This window comes from Nocardia fodinahabitans (genome assembly GCF_052983615.1).
Map to the genome: position 1 here is coordinate 1,245,278 of NZ_JBRJJC010000001.1, position 16,434 is coordinate 1,261,711.

Sequence of the window (16,434 nt, forward strand, 5' to 3'; positions counted from 1 at the left end):
CCACCCGGACAAGGAGCCCACCATGAAGACCATGATCACTGTGGCCGCGACGACCCTCGTGGCACTGACCCTCACCGGCTGTTCCGCCGATTCCGACGCCGCCGGGGAGCCGAAGCCGGCGCCGAGCTCGTCGATTCTGGAAGCGGGGCAGGCCAATCCGATGATCGCGCAGGGCGTGGTGATCGCCGCCGACGCCGCCGTCTACAAGACCAGTGGCATCGGACCCACCGCGCTCAACAAGGCGGCCCCCACCGGCAGCCCCGAATCCTTCATCGACACCCAGCAATTCGCCGGCGGCACGCTGGGGCCCGGCGTGACCGTCACCGAGGCGCAGGGGATGTCGGTGCTGGCCAGGATCCGCGAGAACCTGGAAGCCCGCGGGTTGACCCTGGACAATGTGGTCACCATGCGGGTGTTCCTCGACAACGCCCCCGGCACCGATCGCGCCGACTACGCGGGCTGGAACCGCGCCTACCGCCAGTTCTTCGCCAACACCGACCTCGACACCGGCGACACCGAACTGGTCCCGCTCGGCACCGCCGCCCCGACCGCGCCCCTGGTCCGTAATGCCGCGCGGCCGACCAGGTTCGCGCTCGAGGTGGCCAGCCTGCCGGTCGCGGGCTGGCTGGTCGAGGTGGAGGTCGACGCGGTGTACCCGGCGGGCTCGTAGTCCGATCTCAGGCGTGTGTCAGGCTGCCCGCGTCCGGCGCGGGGAAGAACCCCGTGTCGATGTAGTGGTCGAAGTAGCGGCTGATGACCGTCGCGTCGACCGCGGGGAACTCGATCGGCAGGCCGCGGTAGGGCTCGGCGGGGGCGGCCGATTCGACCGCGCTCAGGACCGTCGCCGGGGTTGCCGCGGCGATGGCGGCGGCGTAGTTGCCGCTCAGTGCCGAGGCGCGGGCCAGGATCGGGTCGGCGTCGGTGCGCTCGGCGGCAGTGGTCAGGGTCAGGCCGAATTCCATCGGGTCGATGAAGTCGAACCGGTAGTGGCGGCGCAGGATCTCCTCGTAGACGACCTGCAACGGCACCTGGGCGCCCGCCGCGCGGTAGATGTTGCCGATCGCGGCGGCGTCGCGGGACTGGTGGACGATGCCCGCCGCGACATGATCGACCGGGGCCATCTCGACCCCGATCGCGCGCACGTCGACGGCGACGCCGAGCACCAGCATGGCGCGCAGCATGGTCCACCAGGCGTCCTCGGCGGGGGCGACGCCGGTGCGGGAGTCGCCGGTGATCAGGCCGGGCCGGTAGACGGCGACGGGAATGCCGCGCTCGATCGCGGTGTGCACCAGCTGCTCGGCGACCCACTTGGTCATGGCGTAGCCGGGCAGACCGCCGGGCACTCCACTGTCCTGCGGGATACCGGCCAGCACCGACAGCGTCGAGACGTAGTGAACCGGCTTGACCCGGGTGGTGGTCGCCAGCCGCAGCACCTCGGTGGTACCGCCGACATTGGCGTCACGCATGCGGCCGTACGGCTCGAGGTGGTTGACCAGCGCGCCGTTGTGATAGATCGCGTCGATCCGCGCGGCCAGTTCGGCGAAGCGCACCGGCTCGATGCCCAGCCTCGGCTGCGCGAGATCGCCCGGCACGCCGACGATCCGGTCGCGGTAGGGCGCCAGGTCGATGCTGTACTTCGCGGCGGTCGCGACGACCCGGTCCACCGCGCTCGCGTCGTCGGTGGCCCGGACCAGGCAGTGGATGGTGGCGCCGGTCTGCTCGAGCAGTTCCCGCAGCAGGAAGCTGCCGAGGAAGCCGGTGGCGCCGGTGAGCAGCAACGTCGCCGGGTCGCCCGCGCGCTGGGGCGCGCAGCCGGTGAGGTCGATCGCGGGATCCAGGATCGCGTCGGCGGCCGGATCGGGGCCCGCCGCCGAGGCCGAGGACTCGTCGCGCACGGCCAGTGCCAGATCGCTGACCTGCGGATAGCTGAACAGCAGACGCAACGGCACCTCGATACCGAGGCGCTCGGCGAGCGCGGCGCGCACCCGGATCGCCGAGAGCGAGGTGCCACCCAGGACGAAGAAGTCGTCGTCGCGGCCGACCCGGTCGAGGTCCAGGATCCGCGCGAACACTGCCGCCACGGCCTCCTCATCGGCGGTCGCGGGCGCCTGGTACTCGCGCAGTTCCACCGCGGGCGCGGGCAGCGCCTTGCGGTCGAGCTTGCCGGTGGCGCCGAGCGGGAACTCGTCGAGCTCCAACAGCCGGTGCGGAATCATGTACGGCGGCAGCAGGGTTCGGACCGTCGCCTGTACGTCGGCGAGGTCGACGGTGCGCCCGGCGGCCGGGGTGACGTAGCCGACGAGCTGTTCGTGGTGCACCGTCACCGCGGCACCGGCGACGGCCGGATGCGCGCGCAGCGCGGCCTCGATCTCGCCGGGCTCGATGCGCAGGCCGTGCAGTTTGAGCTGGACATCGGTGCGGCCCAGGTAGGTCAGCTCACCCGAGGGCAGCCTGCGGACCAGGTCGCCGGTGCGGTACATGCGCTCGCCGACGGGACCGTACGGATCGGCGACGAAGCGTTCGGTCGTCTTGTCGGGGCTGCCGAGGTAACCCCGCGCCAGCTGCGCGCCGGCCAGGTACAGCTCACCGGGCGTACCGACGGGCACCGGGCGCAGCCGGGCGTCGAGGACGTAGGCGCGGGAGTTCCAGTGCGGCTTGCCGATCGGGACGATCCCGTCTCCGACCTCGGTCACATCGGCGGCGGTGATGGACACCGTGGCCTCGGTGGGTCCGTACAGGTTGTGCAGCCTGCCCGCGGTGGCGGCGGTGAAGCGGGTGATGGTGGCGTTGGGCAGTGCCTCACCACCGACCCACACCGCGCGCACCGACCGCAGCGCACCGGACGGCGCGGCCTCGAGCAGCATCTGCAGCACGGACGGCACGATCGTGGTGCCCGTGACCCGGTGCCGCGCGATGAGATCGGCGAGGTAGGCCGGGTCGGTGAGACCGTGCGCGGCGGCCACGATCATGTGCGCGCCCGCGCGCAGCGGGGTCGCGAAACCGATCATCGAGGCGTCGAAGGTCCACGGAATCGATTGCAGGACGGTGTCGTTCGTCCCCACCGCGTATTCGCCGACCATGAAGGCCGCCTGATTGACGATGGCCGAGTGCGGTACCCCGACGCCCTTGGGCTTGCCGGTGGACCCGGAGGTGAAGATGACGTACGCCAGGTCCAGCGTGCGCAGCGGCCGGAGACGGTCGGCGTCGGTCAGCGGGCGGTCCGGGAACGCCGACAGCGCACCGGACGTCGCGACCAGGTCGACCGAGACGACCGGCAGCCCGTCGACATCGACCGTGTCGGCCACCGTGGTCAGCACACAGACCGGCCGGGCGACGGACAGGATGTCGGCGCGGCGATCGGCCGGGGCGTCCGGATCGATCGGCACGTAGGCGCCACCGGCGACGAAGACCGCGTACATGGCGACGACCAGGTCGATCGACGGCCGGATCGCGACCGCCACGGTCGCGCCGGGGCCGACGCCGGTGGCGACGAGCAGCCGGGCCAGCCGGTTGACCCGGCTCGCGAATTCGCCGTAGGTGAGCGTCGAGCCGGCGAAGGTGACGGCGGGCGCGTCCGGACGCAGCAGCGCCTGCCTCTGGACGGCCTCGGCCAGCGTCGCCTCGGGCACCAACCGCAGGTCACCGGCGGGTTCGCTGCGCTCGGCCGCGGTCAGCAGCGGCAGATCGCCGACGGGCCGGTGCGGTGCGGCGACGGCCGCGGCCAGCAGTCCGGCCAGGCGCTGACCCAGCGTCGCCATGGTCGGATCGTCGAACAGGTCGGTGGCGTAGCGCCAGGAGCACCGCAGTCCGGCGGGGCCCGCCGCGTCCTCGTGCGGCACGACGGTCAGCTGCAGGTCGACCGGCGCGACCTCGTCGCCCAGGTCGACGGCCGAGACCACCAGGTCGGGCAGTTCCAGCCGGGCGCCGCCGAAGTTCTGGAACGACAGCGCCACCTGGTAGAGCGGGTGGTGCGCCTGGGTGCGCGGCGGATCCAGTTCGGCGACAAGGCGTTCGAACGGCACGTCGGCGTGGGCGAAGGCGGCCAGGTCCGTCTCACGGACCCGATCCAGCAGCGCGGCGAAGGACTCGGCGGCGTCGACGCGGGTGCGCAGCACGACGGTGTTGACGAACATGCCGACCAGGTCGTCGAGTTCGGGCTCGCCACGGCCGGCGACCGGCGCGCCCACGGTGACGTCGTCGGTACCGGCGACGCGCGCCAGCAGCACCGACAGCGCGGCCCGCACGACCATGAACAGCGACGCGTTGTGTTCGCGCGCCAGGGTTTCCAGTGCCTGGTGCAGCGACGCGTCGAGCGCGAAGTGGTGCGCGGCGCCGCGACTGCCCGCGATCGGCGGACGTGGCCGATCGGTGGGCAGCTCCAGCAGGGTCGGCGTGCCCGCGAGCTCCGTGCGCCAGTAACCGAGCTGCTGCGCCAGCAGGGAGCCGGGATCCTCGGCCGCGCCGAGCATCTCCTGCTGCCAGAGGGTGTAGTCGGCGTACTGCACCGGCAGCGGCGCCCAGTCCGGCGCCGCGCCGTGCGTGCGGGCGGCGTAGGCGGTCATCAGGTCGCGGGTGAGCGGGGCGAGGGAGAAGCCGTCGGTGGCGATGTGGTGGACCACCACGGCCAGCACGTGGTCGGTCGCCGAGAGCCGGAACAGGGCGGCGCGCACGGGAACTCGCGCGCAGACGTCGAAGCCGCCGAAGGTCAGCCGGGCCAGTTCCCTCCGCAGGTCGGCCTCGGCGATCGCGGTGACGGCCACGTCGAGTCCGGCCTCGGCCACCGGCAGCACCCGCTGGTAGCCCTGGCCGTCGTGCTCGGGGTACACGGTGCGCAGGACCTCGTGGCGGTCGAGCACGTCCTCGAGGGCGGCGGCCAGTGCCGCGGTGTCGAGCGGGCCGGACAGGCGCAGCGCAACCGGGATGTTGTAGGCGCTGGAACCGGGATCGAGGCGAGCCATGAACCACATGCGCTGCTGGGCGAGCGAGAGCGGCACCCGTTCGCCGCGCTCGCGCCGGGTCAGCGGTACCCGCACGGCGGCCTCGCCGACGAGCGCGTCGAGGGCGGCGGCCAGCTCGGCGACGGTGCCGTGTTCGAAGACGGTGCGGGCGGGCACACGCACCCCGGTGCTCGCACCCAAGCGGCCCGCGAGCCGGGTGGCGAGCAGCGAGTTGCCGCCGAGGGCGAAGAAGTCGTCGTCGCGGCCGATCCGCTCGGCGCCGAGCAGGTCGGCGAAGACCTCGGCGACCGACTCCTCGGTGCCGGTGCGCGGCGCCTCGAAGGCGCGGGCGGTCAGTTCCGGTTCGGGCAGCGCCCGGTAGTCGAGCTTGCCGACCGGCGTGAGCGGCAGCCGCTCGAGCGGCACGATGGCGGCCGGCACGGCATGGGAGGGAAGCCGCTGCTCGGCCAGGCGGGTCAGCGCCGCCGGGTCGACCGTGGCGCCCGCCACGGGCACCACGTAGGCGATGAGCGCGTCCACGCCGCTGGGCAGGGTCCGCACGAGGGTGGTCGCGAAACGGACGGACGCGTCGGTGGACAGGACCGCGTCGATCTCGCCCAGTTCGATACGGAAGCCACGCAGCTTGACCTGGGCATCGGTGCGGCCGAGGAAGATCAGCTGCGCGTCGCCGTCGGCGGTGAGCTCCCAGCGCACCAGGTCGCCGGTGCGGTAGAGCCTGCCGCCGGTGATCGGGTCGGCGACGAAGCGGGCCGCGGTCAGGCCGGCGCGCTCGTGGTATCCGCGGGCCAGGCCGGGACCGGCCAGGTACAGCTCACCGGGGGTGCGGTCCGGCACCGGACGCAGCCGGGCGTCGAGCACCAGAGCGGTCATGCCGGGGATGGGACCGCCGATGGTGATCGGGTCACCGGGGGTCAGCGGATCGCTGATCGAGGCCGCGACGGTGGTCTCGGTCGGACCGTAGAGGTTGTAGAAATCGCGCCCGGGCGACCAGCGCGCGATCAGTTCCGGCGGGCAGGCCTCGCCGCCGACCACGATCGCGGCCAGCTCCGGCAGGCCCGATCCGTCGACACCGGCGAGCGCGGCGGGGGTGATGAAGGCGTGGGTCACCCGTTCGGCGCGCAGCAGGTCGGTCAGTTCGTCGCCGCCGTAGATCTCGGGCGGTGCGATGACCATCGTCGAGCCCGCGCCGATCGCGAGCAGCAGTTCCAGGATGCTGGCGTCGAAACTCGGGGAGGCGAAGTGCAGCGTGCGGGACGCGGCGGTGATCCGGAAGCGGCGGATCTGCTCGGCGCACAGCCCGGCCAGGCCGGTGTGGGTGACGGCGACGCCCTTCGGCACGCCGGTCGATCCGGAGGTGTAGATGATGTAGGCGATGTCCTCGCCGAAGAGCCTGCGGGTGCGGTCGGTGGCGACCACCGGCGCGTCCGAGGCGCGCTCGAGCTCGTCGCGGCACTCGGCGGAATCCAGCGCCAGCCAGCGGAGTCCGGCGTCGAGCCGGTCGGCGTCGGCGGCCAGCGCGAGGCCGACTCCGGCGCCGGAGTCGGCGAGCATGTGCGCGACCCGTTCGGCCGGATAGCGCGGGTCGACGGGCACGAAAGCGGCGCCGGTCTTGGCCACCGCCCACAGCGCCACCATCGACTCGATCGATCGGGTCAGCGCCAGGACCACCCGGTCACCGGGGCCGACACCGCGGCCGATCAGCACCCGGGCCAGCTGCGAGGACTGCTGGTCGAGTTCGGTGTAGGTGAGCACGCGCCCGGCCAGGCTCAGCGCCCGCGCCTCCGGTGCGCGCTCGACGGCGGCCATCAGCAATCGAGGCAGGGTGGACACCGGCGATCGACGGCCGCGGCGCGCGGCGGGACGACGTACGCCAGAAGCTTGCTCGGTCACCGGTAATTCTTCCCTTCACCATCGATCACCCCTGCGATCGCACTGCTAGAACGTCGCCTGGACTCTCGGCTACACCGGGGGTATCGGGAAAATCCTGCGTGACGGTACCGCAAATATCTCATCAATTTTGGCGCAGCGGCAATTTGGCGGTTTCAGTTTACGTCGCTTGGGTATAGCCAACTGTCCGGTATGTAACCCACGTCATACGCAGGTCATATGCTGCGCGAACGACTTTGGGGCGGATGTGACTGTTTCACTTTTCGCGCCGATTACCCGCCGGGCGCCGACCTGCGAATTCTCCGCAATTCGGTCAGGCAAACACCTTTACCGGAGACCGCGAGCGCGGTCTCCGGTAAAGGGTGAGTAAAACCGGCAAATAGTTACCAGGCAGTAGCCGATACTCTGTCCGGCGTCTGCTGATCGACCGACGGATCCTGCACGCGAGTGTTCCCCGCTTCGATCCATTCGGTGTCGAGCACGCCGTGCCGCGAGCGGTCCGTGCCGCGCACCGCGGCCTCGCACCGGCGCGCGAGATCACGACGATCCAGCCCGGGGTGCTCGAGCGGCTCGAGCGAGATCTCGACGACCATGCCCCGGCTGCGCAGCACCCGCTTCGCCGAATCGGCGAAGGTGTCGTCCCCGACGAAGCCGGGCACCGTGCACGGCACTCCGTTCCGGTCGAGGTAGCGCAGGCGGACCGGCTGCACCGGGGTGGTGGTGTCGATCGCGGCCTGGAACATGGCCGGGCGCATCGACCCGTAGGCCCGGCCGCACCAGGTGGTGCCTTCCGGGAAGACCGCGATCCGGTTGCCCTCGGCCAGCCGCTGCCCGATCTGGCCGACCACGCCCGGCAGCTCGCGCAGGCGGGCCCGCTCGATCGGGATCACCCGGGTGAGCTGGGCGAGCTTGCCCAGCACCGGCCAGTCGACCATGTCGGCCCTGGCGACGAAGCTGACCGGCTGCACCGCGGCCAGCGCGACCACATCGGACCAGCCGATGTGCCCGGTCACCACCATTACCGCGGTGCCGGGATCGGCGAAGCCCGCCGTCGACGCGCCCTGCTCGGCGGTGCGGTTGTCGACGATGCGCAGCCGCATCCCCAGGCACCCGAGCGCGGCGCGGGCGTACCGGCGCTGCAGGTTCTCCCGCCGTGACTTCGGCGTCGCCGCGGTCAGCACGGGAAAACTGAACACCAGGCCGACGATCCCGGCCAGCCGGGCGATCATCCTGGCGGTACCGACCTGGTCGATCGGTTCGATGCAGCGTGAACCACAGGGGCTCGACGGCATCCACGAGTGCGAGTGAGTGGCGGGCGGCGCGTCGAACACCATGGTGATTACTTCCCGTCGAAATTGGCGGCCGCGCTCTGCAGCCGCTCCAGATACCGGGTATTGATGGTTTCCATGCCGAGCAGCGCGACGAAGTCGGCGACGGCGAAGTCGGGATCGTGGGCCGGTTCGCCGCAGATCTCGGCGCCCAGGCGCAGGTATCCGCGCAGCAGCGGCGGGAGCTTGGGCCGGCTCGGCGGGGTCAGCTCGTCGAGGGTGCGGCCATCGACGACGACCGGGCGGTGCGGGTGCACGCGGCGCTCGGGGTCGCAGGCGTGGCGGCCGAGCAGCATGTCGCGCACGCCGCGCACGTTCACCCCCACCGGGTCCTGCGGACCGTCCTGCATGGGCACCGAGACGCAGCCCATCACCCAGTCGTAGCCGGTGAGCTGGATGTAGTGCAGGATGCCCGCCCACATCAGGGTGAGCACCGAGCCGTTGCGGTGGTCGGGCACCACGCAGGCCCGGCCCATCTCGACGATCCGGTGACCGGTCGGGTCGAGCTGGGTGAGATCGAATTCGGTCGCCGTGTAGTACCCGCCCGCGGCGGTCACCTTGTCCGGCGGCAACATCCGGTAGCAGCCGACGAACTGCTCGGTGAACTCGTCACGGACCAGCAGGTGGTCGCAGTGCTCGTCGAACCGGTCGGCGTCCAGGCCGGTCCCGTTGTCGGGTATCCGGAACCCGGGCTCGGCGGCGAAGACCTGGAATCGGAGCCGCTGGGCGGCCTCCCTGTGCTCGGCATCGGACGCGACGACCAGACTGTACCGAGACTTCCCCACCCCGGAGTCCGGCGCCGGCGCGGTCAACACGGACGAAATTGTCATACCGCTGATGAAGCCAGCCCGAGCTGGCATCGGAGCGACACATCGGTGTCGTGTCGATGCCCGTTCGGTGAACGAGACACCCGTCACACCGCGCGTTCACCGATGCGCTGCTTATCGTTCGCCCACCTGCGGGTTTCTAGCCGAACAGGCCGGTTTCGGGGCCGGATCGGGCCGCGAGATCCGGCCTGGCGGTCCGCATTCCGAGGCCCCGGAACGACAATCGGCCCGCCGTCACACGGCGGGCCGATCGGGGTGTCCTCAGGCGGCCGCGCGCACCGGTTCGGCGCTCTTCGGGGTCCGCTCGGCCTCGTCGAAGCCGGGTCGCGCGGTGCCGATGAAGGCCACCAGCCACGAGGCGACCGCGGCGAAGCGATTGCGGAAGCCGACCAGGTACATCAGGTGCACCGCCAGCCACATCGCCCAGGCGATGGTGCCGCGGAAGCTGATCCGGTCGTTGAGCTTGACGACGGCGCTGAAGCGGCTGATCACCGCCATGCTGCCCTTGTCCCAGTAGACGAACGGCGTGCCCGCGTCCTTCTTGCGCCGGATGATGTCGGCGGCGTGGCGGCCCTCCTGCATGGCGACCGGCGACTGGCCGGGGTAGCCGTTGAGCGAGGTCATATCGCCGATGGCGTAGATGTCGGCGTGGCCGCCGACGGTCAGGTCCGGGTTGATCAGCAGCCGGCCCGCGCGATCGGTCTCCGCGCCGGTGGCCTCGGCCAGCAGCGCCGCGAACCCACCCGCCTGCACACCGGCCGACCACACCACGGTCTCGGCGGCGATGCCGCGCTCGATGCCCTCGGCGTCCTTGACCGTCACCTTGCCCTCGTCGATATCGGTGACGAAGGTGCCCAGCAGCACCTCGACGCCGCTGTCGGTCAGCGAGCGCTTCGCGTACTCCGAGAGCCCGCCGCCGAACGGGGGCAGCACCGCGCCCGCGCCCTCGACCAGGGTCACCGACACCTCCTGGTGGAAGTGACGCTTGGCGAGCTCCTTGATCTGGCCCGCCACCTCGACGCCGGTCGCGCCCGCGCCGACCACGACGAAGCTGAGCAGCCTGCGCCGGGTCGCCTCGTCGGCGCCCTGGGCCGCGGCGAACACCGAGGCGATCTGGTCGCGCAGGCGCTGGGCGTCGTCGATGGTCTTGAGCGAGAAGGTCTTGTCCGCGAAGTCGTCGCGGCCGAAGTAGCTCTGGTTGGCACCGGTGGCCGCGATCAGCGAGCCGTAGCTGATCCGGCGGGTACCCTCGGCGGTCTCGTAGGTGAGCACGGCGGCCTCGGCGTCGATCGCGGTGACCTTGCCGAGCCGGACGTCGGCCTCGGGGTGACGGCGCAGTACGTTCTTGATCGGCGGCGCGATCTCCTCGGGCGCGAGCACGCCGGTGGCCACCTGGTAGAGCAGCGGCTGGAACAGGTGCTCGGGCGTGCTCGAGATCAGGACGTAGCTGATTCGTGACTTGCTCAGTTGCTTGGCAGCGGCGAGTCCGCCGAAGCCCGAACCGACGATGACGACATCCGTGTGTTCCATGATCGCGCGCTCCAAGATCGGTAATGAGTCCTTTCATATGAGTAAACGCGATGCGGAACGCAGATGTTTCCAGTGTTTGGGCGCATACTGAAGATGACTCTTATCTGTATAACTAATCAATAGGAGGTACCTGGTGGAACTTCGCCAGCTGGCGTACTTCGTCGCGGTCTGTGAGGAGCTCAGTTTCAGCCGCGCGGCGAGCCGCTGCTTCATCTCCCAATCCGCGATCAGCCACCAGATCGCGAGACTCGAACGTGACCTCGGCGCCCAGCTGTTCGAGCGCACGACGCGCGCCGTCGTCCCCACCGACGCCACCCTGCGGCTGCTCCCCCTGGCCAAGCAGATGCTGAGCCTGGAGTCCGCGATCCGCGCCGCCGTGCGCACCACCGGCCCGCGCATCCGCCTCGCCGCCAACATGTCGTTCGCGGCGCGCTCCCTGTCCGCGATCGCCGCCGCCCGCGCCGCCCACCCCGACGCCGAGATCGAATACGTCATCAAACCGTTCCGCCAGCGGATCACCGCCGTGGCCGACGGCGACTGCGATCTCGCGCTGATCCGCGGCAGCGTGGATCAACCCGGCCTGGCGGTGGAACAGCTCTGGGTCGAGGACCTGGTGATCGCCATCTCCAGCAGTCACCCGCTGGCGGGCAAGGGCGTGGTCACCCTCGCCGACCTCAGCCCCTATCCCCTGCTGCTCCCGCCCGAACAGGAACAGGTCCTCCTGCACACCCTGATCCGCTCGGCCTTCGCCGACCTCCCCGTCGGCCCCACTTTCGGGCCGCCGATCCCCCCGGACCACACCGCCACCATGGAACTGCTCAACCGCCCCGAATCCTGGACCGTCCTCTACGAGGGCCCCACCAAGGGCCTACTCACCCTCGACCTCACCGATCACCGCCTCCGCATCCCGGTCTCGGCGGTCCTGCGCGAGGACGCCCGCCAGAACCCGATCGTCAGCACCCTGCTGGACGCACTGCACCGGCGGTAGGGCAGTGCTCGGCGCCGTTCCGGACCAGCGCGTGGACGGCGGTGAGGTGCGCCGGTGCTGACAGCTGGTCGCTCACGCCTGGCACGCTCGCTGCTGGGCAGTCACCAGGGAGTGGCTAGCCGGTGGGCGAGATCACCAAGGCGTGTGCGACGGCCAGGTGGAGCGGCAGCATCTCAGCGTCTTCGTCCTCGACCGACCAGATGATCTCCTCGATCGCCCGCAGGAAGGCCCAGCCGTGGGCGCGGTCGACGGGGACGTCGAGGTCACGTGCCGTCGCGGCGACCACGGCGCGGGCGTGCGCGGGGGTCGGCGTGGACTGGACCTGGATCATGCTCAGGAAGCCCGCGTCGAAGGCGGCGTCGCCCAGGTAGGGCTTCGGATCGATCAGGAGCCACGGTTCGCGTTCGGCGGCAACGATATTGCCGAGGTGGGTGTCGCGATTCACGACGAGCAGCGGTCCCGCCGGAACGGCTAGGCGCGCGCACCAAGCCAGGGCCTGCTCGCGCAGACCCGCTGGAAGGACCTCGGCGAGTTCGGGTTCCGGCCGCTGAAGCCGTGCGGTCCACTGCGCGACCATGTCTGCCGCTGTCGGCAGCGTCGGATAGTCCGCCGGAATGCCGACCGGCTCCCGCCGCAACCGGCGAAGCAGCCTGCACGCCAGGCGAACCCGGCCCGCGTTCTCCGGCCGGCCCTCCAGACTCGGGAACCCCGGCTGCGCGAGCAGCGGCTCCCCCGGCCGCGCCCACTCCATCAGCATCGCGCCACTGGCGACGTCGAACCGGTACAGCGTCGCGGCCCCGTCCCCGCCGTAGCAGAACAGCCCGGTCGCCTCGGCAACGTTCTCCTCGTCGACCACCGGCACCTTGAGCACCGCCACCGACCCGTCCCCGCGCCGCACCGGCGCAACGAACGCGTGCGTGCCACCCCCGAACGCCGGGCCGATCACCGTCGACTCCCAAGCCACACACAGCTTTTCCACCAGCCCGGGCAGATCCACGAGCCACCGCTCCCCCGCGGCCCCGAACACCCCCCGCACCGTCTCTTCGACCTCCGGCGGCACCTCGATCGGCAAAGTCGTCACCCCACCCACCCTGCCACGGCGGTCTCGGTAGGTGCGATGACCATTCGATCAGAAGGCCAGTGCGGACCACGGAACATCGATCGGGAAGGGATGGGTGAAGTCGACGGCGGTCACCGAGCCGTTGATCCACTCGCCGACGAGCCGGTAGCTCACCGGATAGAGCGGGCTCACCCCGTCAGGAAGTGCTGGATAGCTGGTCTCGAGACCGTAGACCCGGATGATGGCGATGGCGCTGACATCCCGCTCGAGCGTCACCTCCCAGTACCAAGGGATACCTGCCCGCGCGTATCGGCTCTTCTTCGCTTCGATATCGGATTGCGTATTCGACGGCGACAGCACTTCGCCGACCAGAACAGTGTCGTCTGCCCGCACGTCCTGATAGGCCGCAGCCAGACACCGATGAACCAGGAAGTCCGGGGTGAGGAAGTCCGACTTACCGGTGGCACCGAGGAATACGTTCGTTTCCAGGTTGACCCGCCAGCACTTCTGCGGCTGAGCCGTCTCCATGGCCTGCCGGGCACACCGTTCCAGCTCGTTCACGAACCGGCGGGTGAACGTCTGATGTTCTCCCGGGCCACGGCGGACCCAGACGACGCGGCCCTCCCAGAGCTCGATCTGATCCGCGATCTCCGCGGGAAGCCGCTCCAGTTCTTCCCACGTCATGAATTCCGGCAGGTCAGGCCGATCGACACCTGGCAGCGACATGGCCCCATGATAGTGCTGAGACCACCGACGGACCCGAGAGGACGAACATGCAGGCGGGCGCAAAACCCGCTCGACATGCGTTCGCCGGCCTGGAATTCTGCCCGGATGACCGACACGCCACTCCCCGAAATCCCCGCCGGTTACGAAATCTCGGCCGAGACCGCCCGCGTCGATGCCGCCCGCGTACACACCTGGTTGTCCGCCGACTCGTACTGGGCCATGGGCCGAACCCGCGAGCTGCAGGATCGCGCGATCGCGGAATCACTCAATTTCGGTGTGTACGACAGTGTCTCGGGCCAACAGGTCGCCTACGCCCGGGTGGTCACCGACCAGGCCACCTTCGCCTGGCTCTGTGACGTGTACGTCGATCGCGCGGTGCGCGGTAAAGGCGTCGGCGTCGCACTGATCGCCGCGGTCCGCGACCACCTCGCCCCCTACGGCCTGCGCCGCATCATGCTCGCCACCCACGACGCCCACACCCTCTACGAGAAGTTCGGCTTCGAGCCCCTCACCGACCCCGAGAAGTGGATGGTTCTCGGCCGGCCGGTGAATGCCCCCGACCCCGCCTGATCAGAAGGCCAGCGCCGACCAAGGAATCTCGATCGAGAACGGATACGGGAACGAGACGCCGGCAGCCGACGTCGGATTCCACTCACCGGCGAGCAGGTAGTTGGCGGGCCGGAGCGGGCGGACTCCCGGCGGAAGCTCGCCATGACCGATCTCGAGGATGTAGACCCGCAGCGCTCCGATACCGGTGAGATCCTGTGTCAGTTCGACTTCCCAGTACGACGGAATACCCGCACCCGCGTAGCGAGCCTTCTTCGCCTCCATCTCGGACGGGGTATTCGACGGCGACAGGACTTCGCCGACCAGCACTGTGTCGGCAGCGCGGACATCGGAGCCAGCCGGCAAGCAACGGTGCACGAGGAAGTCCGGGGTGACGAAATCGGACTTACCCGTGGTGCCGAAGAAAACATTCGTCTCGAGATTTCCTCGCCAGCAGCGTTCGGGGTGCGACAACCTGTCGTCGCTGGAACAGCGCCTGATTTCCTGCGCTAACAGCAGTGTCGCCAATTGATGTTCGCCTGGCCCGCGGCGCGTCCACACGACTCGCCCGTTCCACAACTCGATCTGGGCGGCGACCTCTTCGGGTAGCTTCGCCAGCTCTTCCCAGGTCATCGACTCGGGCAGGTCAGGACGGTCGACGCTCGGCACGGCCATTCGCTCATGCTACTCAGCGGCGACGACATCTCTCGCGAGACGCCAGCGGCCCCGCCCGGAGAACCCGGACGGGGCCGCACAGCGCTGCGAGTCTCTATCCCTTGTGGGACTTCACGGCCTCGGTCAGCTGCGGGGCGACGTTGAACAGGTCGCCCACGATGCCGTAGTCCGCGATCTCGAAGATCGGGGCCTCTTCGTCCTTGTTGACCGCGACGATGGTCTTCGAGGTCTGCATGCCGGCGCGGTGCTGGATGGCGCCGGAGATGCCCAGGGCGATGTAGAGCTGCGGGGAGACCGTCTTACCGGTCTGACCGACCTGGAACTGGCCCGGGTAGTAGCCCGAGTCGACGGCGGCACGCGAGGCGCCGACGGCGGCACCGAGCGAGTCGGCCAGCGCCTCGACGACCGCGAAGTTGTCGGCGGAACCGACACCACGGCCACCGGAGACGACGATGCCGGCCTCGGTGAGCTCCGGACGGTCGCCGCCCACGATCGGCTCCCGCGAGACGACCTTGACGACGCCCTCTTCCTGGGCGGGAACCGCGACGACGACCTGCTCGCCGGCGCCGGCCTGGGCGACCGCCTCGACGGCACCCGGACGCAGGGAGATCACCGGCACGTCGCCGGTGGCCTTGGCGTCGACGGTGAACGCGCCACCGAAGATGGAGTGCACGGCCGAGCCGTCGGCGTTGACGCCGATGACGTCGACGAGCAGGCCGGAGCCGATGCGCGCGGCGAGGCGGCCCGACACCTCCTTGCCCTCGGCGGTGGCGGCGACCAGCACGGCGGCGGGCGAGGCGGACTCGACCAGACCGGCGAGCACGTCGACCTTCGGGGTGACCAGGAAGCCGTCGACGTCGTCGGACTCGGCGACGTAGATCTTCTCGGCGCCGGCGGCGGCCAGCGCGGAGGCCAGCTTCTCGGCGGTACCGGCCGGGCCGGTGACGACGGCGGCGGGCTCGCCCAGGGTGCGGGCGGCGGTGAGCAGTTCGGTGCTGACCTTCTTCACGGCACCGTCGGCGTGCTCGACGAGCACAAGTACTTCAGCCATTGTTCTTTCTCCTTCGAAGTCTCGGACGGGGCCGGATCAGATGATCTTCTGACCGATGAGGTAGGTGGCGATCTGGTTGCCGCCCTCGCCCTCGTCCGCGATCTTCTCGCCCGCGGTACGGGCAGGCTTCGGGGTGGAGCCGGTGACCTGGGTGCCGGCGTTGGCGACGCCCACGGTCGACGGGTCGATGCCCAGGTCGGCCAGGGTGAAGACCTGAACTTCCTTCTTCTTCGCGGCCATGATGCCCTTGAAGGACGGGAAGCGCGGCTCGTTGATCTTCTCGGTGACCGAGACGATCGCGGGCAGGGACGCCTCGAGCTTGAAGACGCCCTCGTCGGTCTCGCGCTCGCCGGTGATCTTGTCGCCGTCGACGGTCAGCTTGCGCAGGTGCGTCAGCTGCGGGATGCCCAGGTACTCGGCGATGATCGCAGGCACGGCACCCGCGCGACCGTCGGTGGCCTCGTTGCCGGCGATGACCAGCTCGACGCCCTCGACCTGGCCCAGCGCGCCGGCCAGCACCCACGCGGTCTGCACGGCGTCGGAGCCGTGGATCGCCGGGTCGTTGATGTGGATGGCCTTGTCGGCACCCATGGACAGCGCCTTGCGGATGGCCTCGGTGGCGCGATCCGGACCGGCGGCCAGCACGGTGACCTCGCCGCCCTGCGCCTCCTTGATCAGCAGCGCTTCCTCGACGGCGCGCTCGTTGATCTCGTCGAGGACGGCGTCGGCGGCCTCGCGGTCGAGGGTGAAGTCACCATCGGTCAGCTTGCGCTCGGACCAGGTGTCGGGAACCTGCTTGATGAGTACGACGATGTTCGGCATCGGTCTTCGTCGACCTCCTTCTGGGTACACGTGGTG

General features: G+C 70.2%; 12 protein-coding genes. 3 read left to right on the forward strand and 9 right to left on the reverse strand.

Translation table 11 applies throughout. The features are described 5' to 3' along the window. Positions 1–22 precede the first annotated feature (22 nt). Entirely contained in the window at positions 23–670 is a 648-nt protein-coding gene (locus tag NV348_RS05950; protein ID WP_447146081.1) for a Rid family hydrolase, read from the forward strand. 7 nt (positions 671–677) lie between these two features. Here NV348_RS05950 and NV348_RS05955 read toward each other — a convergent pair whose 3' ends face one another. From NV348_RS05955 to NV348_RS05970, 4 genes are all read right to left on the reverse strand, one after another. Then, positions 678–6,788, reverse strand: coding sequence for a non-ribosomal peptide synthetase (locus tag NV348_RS05955; RefSeq protein ID WP_447146082.1), 6,111 nt, complete (start codon positions 6,786–6,788; stop codon positions 678–680). Positions 6,789–7,228: 440 nt separating this feature from the next. Beyond that, a complete protein-coding gene (locus tag NV348_RS05960; RefSeq protein WP_447146083.1) occupies positions 7,229–8,179 on the reverse strand; it encodes a lysophospholipid acyltransferase family protein in 951 nt (316 codons plus the stop codon). 5 nt (positions 8,180–8,184) lie between these two features. Beyond that, entirely contained in the window at positions 8,185–9,003 is an 819-nt protein-coding gene (locus NV348_RS05965) for a GNAT family N-acetyltransferase (protein WP_447146084.1), read from the reverse strand. Positions 9,004–9,261: 258 nt separating this feature from the next. Then, a complete protein-coding gene (locus NV348_RS05970; protein ID WP_447146085.1) occupies positions 9,262–10,530 on the reverse strand; it encodes an NAD(P)/FAD-dependent oxidoreductase in 1,269 nt (422 codons plus the stop codon). 133 nt (positions 10,531–10,663) lie between these two features. On the opposite strand from NV348_RS05970, the gene NV348_RS05975 reads away from it, so the two are divergent. Then, entirely contained in the window at positions 10,664–11,518 is an 855-nt protein-coding gene (locus NV348_RS05975) for a LysR family transcriptional regulator (RefSeq protein WP_447146086.1), read from the forward strand. Positions 11,519–11,633: 115 nt separating this feature from the next. Here NV348_RS05975 and NV348_RS05980 read toward each other — a convergent pair whose 3' ends face one another. Together NV348_RS05980 and NV348_RS05985 are read right to left on the reverse strand one after the other, a co-directional pair. Beyond that, complete coding sequence (locus NV348_RS05980) at positions 11,634–12,599, reverse strand: aminoglycoside phosphotransferase family protein (RefSeq protein WP_447146087.1); 966 nt, start codon at positions 12,597–12,599, stop codon at positions 11,634–11,636. 48 nt (positions 12,600–12,647) lie between these two features. Beyond that, positions 12,648–13,304, reverse strand: coding sequence for a Uma2 family endonuclease (locus tag NV348_RS05985; RefSeq protein ID WP_447146088.1), 657 nt, complete (start codon positions 13,302–13,304; stop codon positions 12,648–12,650). 105 nt (positions 13,305–13,409) lie between these two features. On the opposite strand from NV348_RS05985, the gene NV348_RS05990 reads away from it, so the two are divergent. Continuing rightward, complete coding sequence (locus NV348_RS05990; protein ID WP_447146089.1) at positions 13,410–13,874, forward strand: GNAT family N-acetyltransferase; 465 nt, start codon at positions 13,410–13,412, stop codon at positions 13,872–13,874. Here NV348_RS05990 and NV348_RS05995 read toward each other — a convergent pair whose 3' ends face one another. From NV348_RS05995 to NV348_RS06005, 3 genes are all read right to left on the reverse strand, one after another. After that, entirely contained in the window at positions 13,875–14,525 is a 651-nt protein-coding gene (locus NV348_RS05995; RefSeq protein ID WP_447146090.1) for a Uma2 family endonuclease, read from the reverse strand. 94 nt (positions 14,526–14,619) lie between these two features. After that, a complete protein-coding gene (locus tag NV348_RS06000) occupies positions 14,620–15,576 on the reverse strand; it encodes an electron transfer flavoprotein subunit alpha/FixB family protein (RefSeq protein WP_447146091.1) in 957 nt (318 codons plus the stop codon). A 36-nt stretch (positions 15,577–15,612) separates the two neighbouring features. Continuing rightward, positions 15,613–16,398 (reverse strand): electron transfer flavoprotein subunit beta/FixA family protein, encoded by a 786-nt coding sequence (locus NV348_RS06005; RefSeq protein WP_447146092.1) that lies wholly within the window; start codon positions 16,396–16,398, stop codon positions 15,613–15,615. Between the last annotated feature and the right edge of the window lie 36 nt (positions 16,399–16,434).

What these genes read in the sequence shown, in the direction of transcription:
- NV348_RS05950 (WP_447146081.1), top strand. Translation starts at nt 23, where the DNA reads ATGAAGACCATGATCACTGTGGCCGCGACGACCCTCGTGGCACTGACC.
- NV348_RS05960 (WP_447146083.1), bottom strand. Translation starts at nt 8,179, where the DNA reads ATGGTGTTCGACGCGCCGCCCGCCACTCACTCGCACTCGTGGATGCCG.
- NV348_RS05965 (WP_447146084.1), bottom strand. Translation starts at nt 9,003, where the DNA reads ATGACAATTTCGTCCGTGTTGACCGCGCCGGCGCCGGACTCCGGGGTG.
- NV348_RS05970 (WP_447146085.1), bottom strand. Translation starts at nt 10,530, where the DNA reads ATGGAACACACGGATGTCGTCATCGTCGGTTCGGGCTTCGGCGGACTC.
- NV348_RS05985 (WP_447146088.1), bottom strand. Translation starts at nt 13,304, where the DNA reads ATGTCGCTGCCAGGTGTCGATCGGCCTGACCTGCCGGAATTCATGACG.
- NV348_RS05990 (WP_447146089.1), top strand. Translation starts at nt 13,410, where the DNA reads ATGACCGACACGCCACTCCCCGAAATCCCCGCCGGTTACGAAATCTCG.
- NV348_RS05995 (WP_447146090.1), bottom strand. Translation starts at nt 14,525, where the DNA reads ATGGCCGTGCCGAGCGTCGACCGTCCTGACCTGCCCGAGTCGATGACC.
- NV348_RS06000 (WP_447146091.1), bottom strand. Translation starts at nt 15,576, where the DNA reads ATGGCTGAAGTACTTGTGCTCGTCGAGCACGCCGACGGTGCCGTGAAG.
- NV348_RS06005 (WP_447146092.1), bottom strand. Translation starts at nt 16,398, where the DNA reads ATGCCGAACATCGTCGTACTCATCAAGCAGGTTCCCGACACCTGGTCC.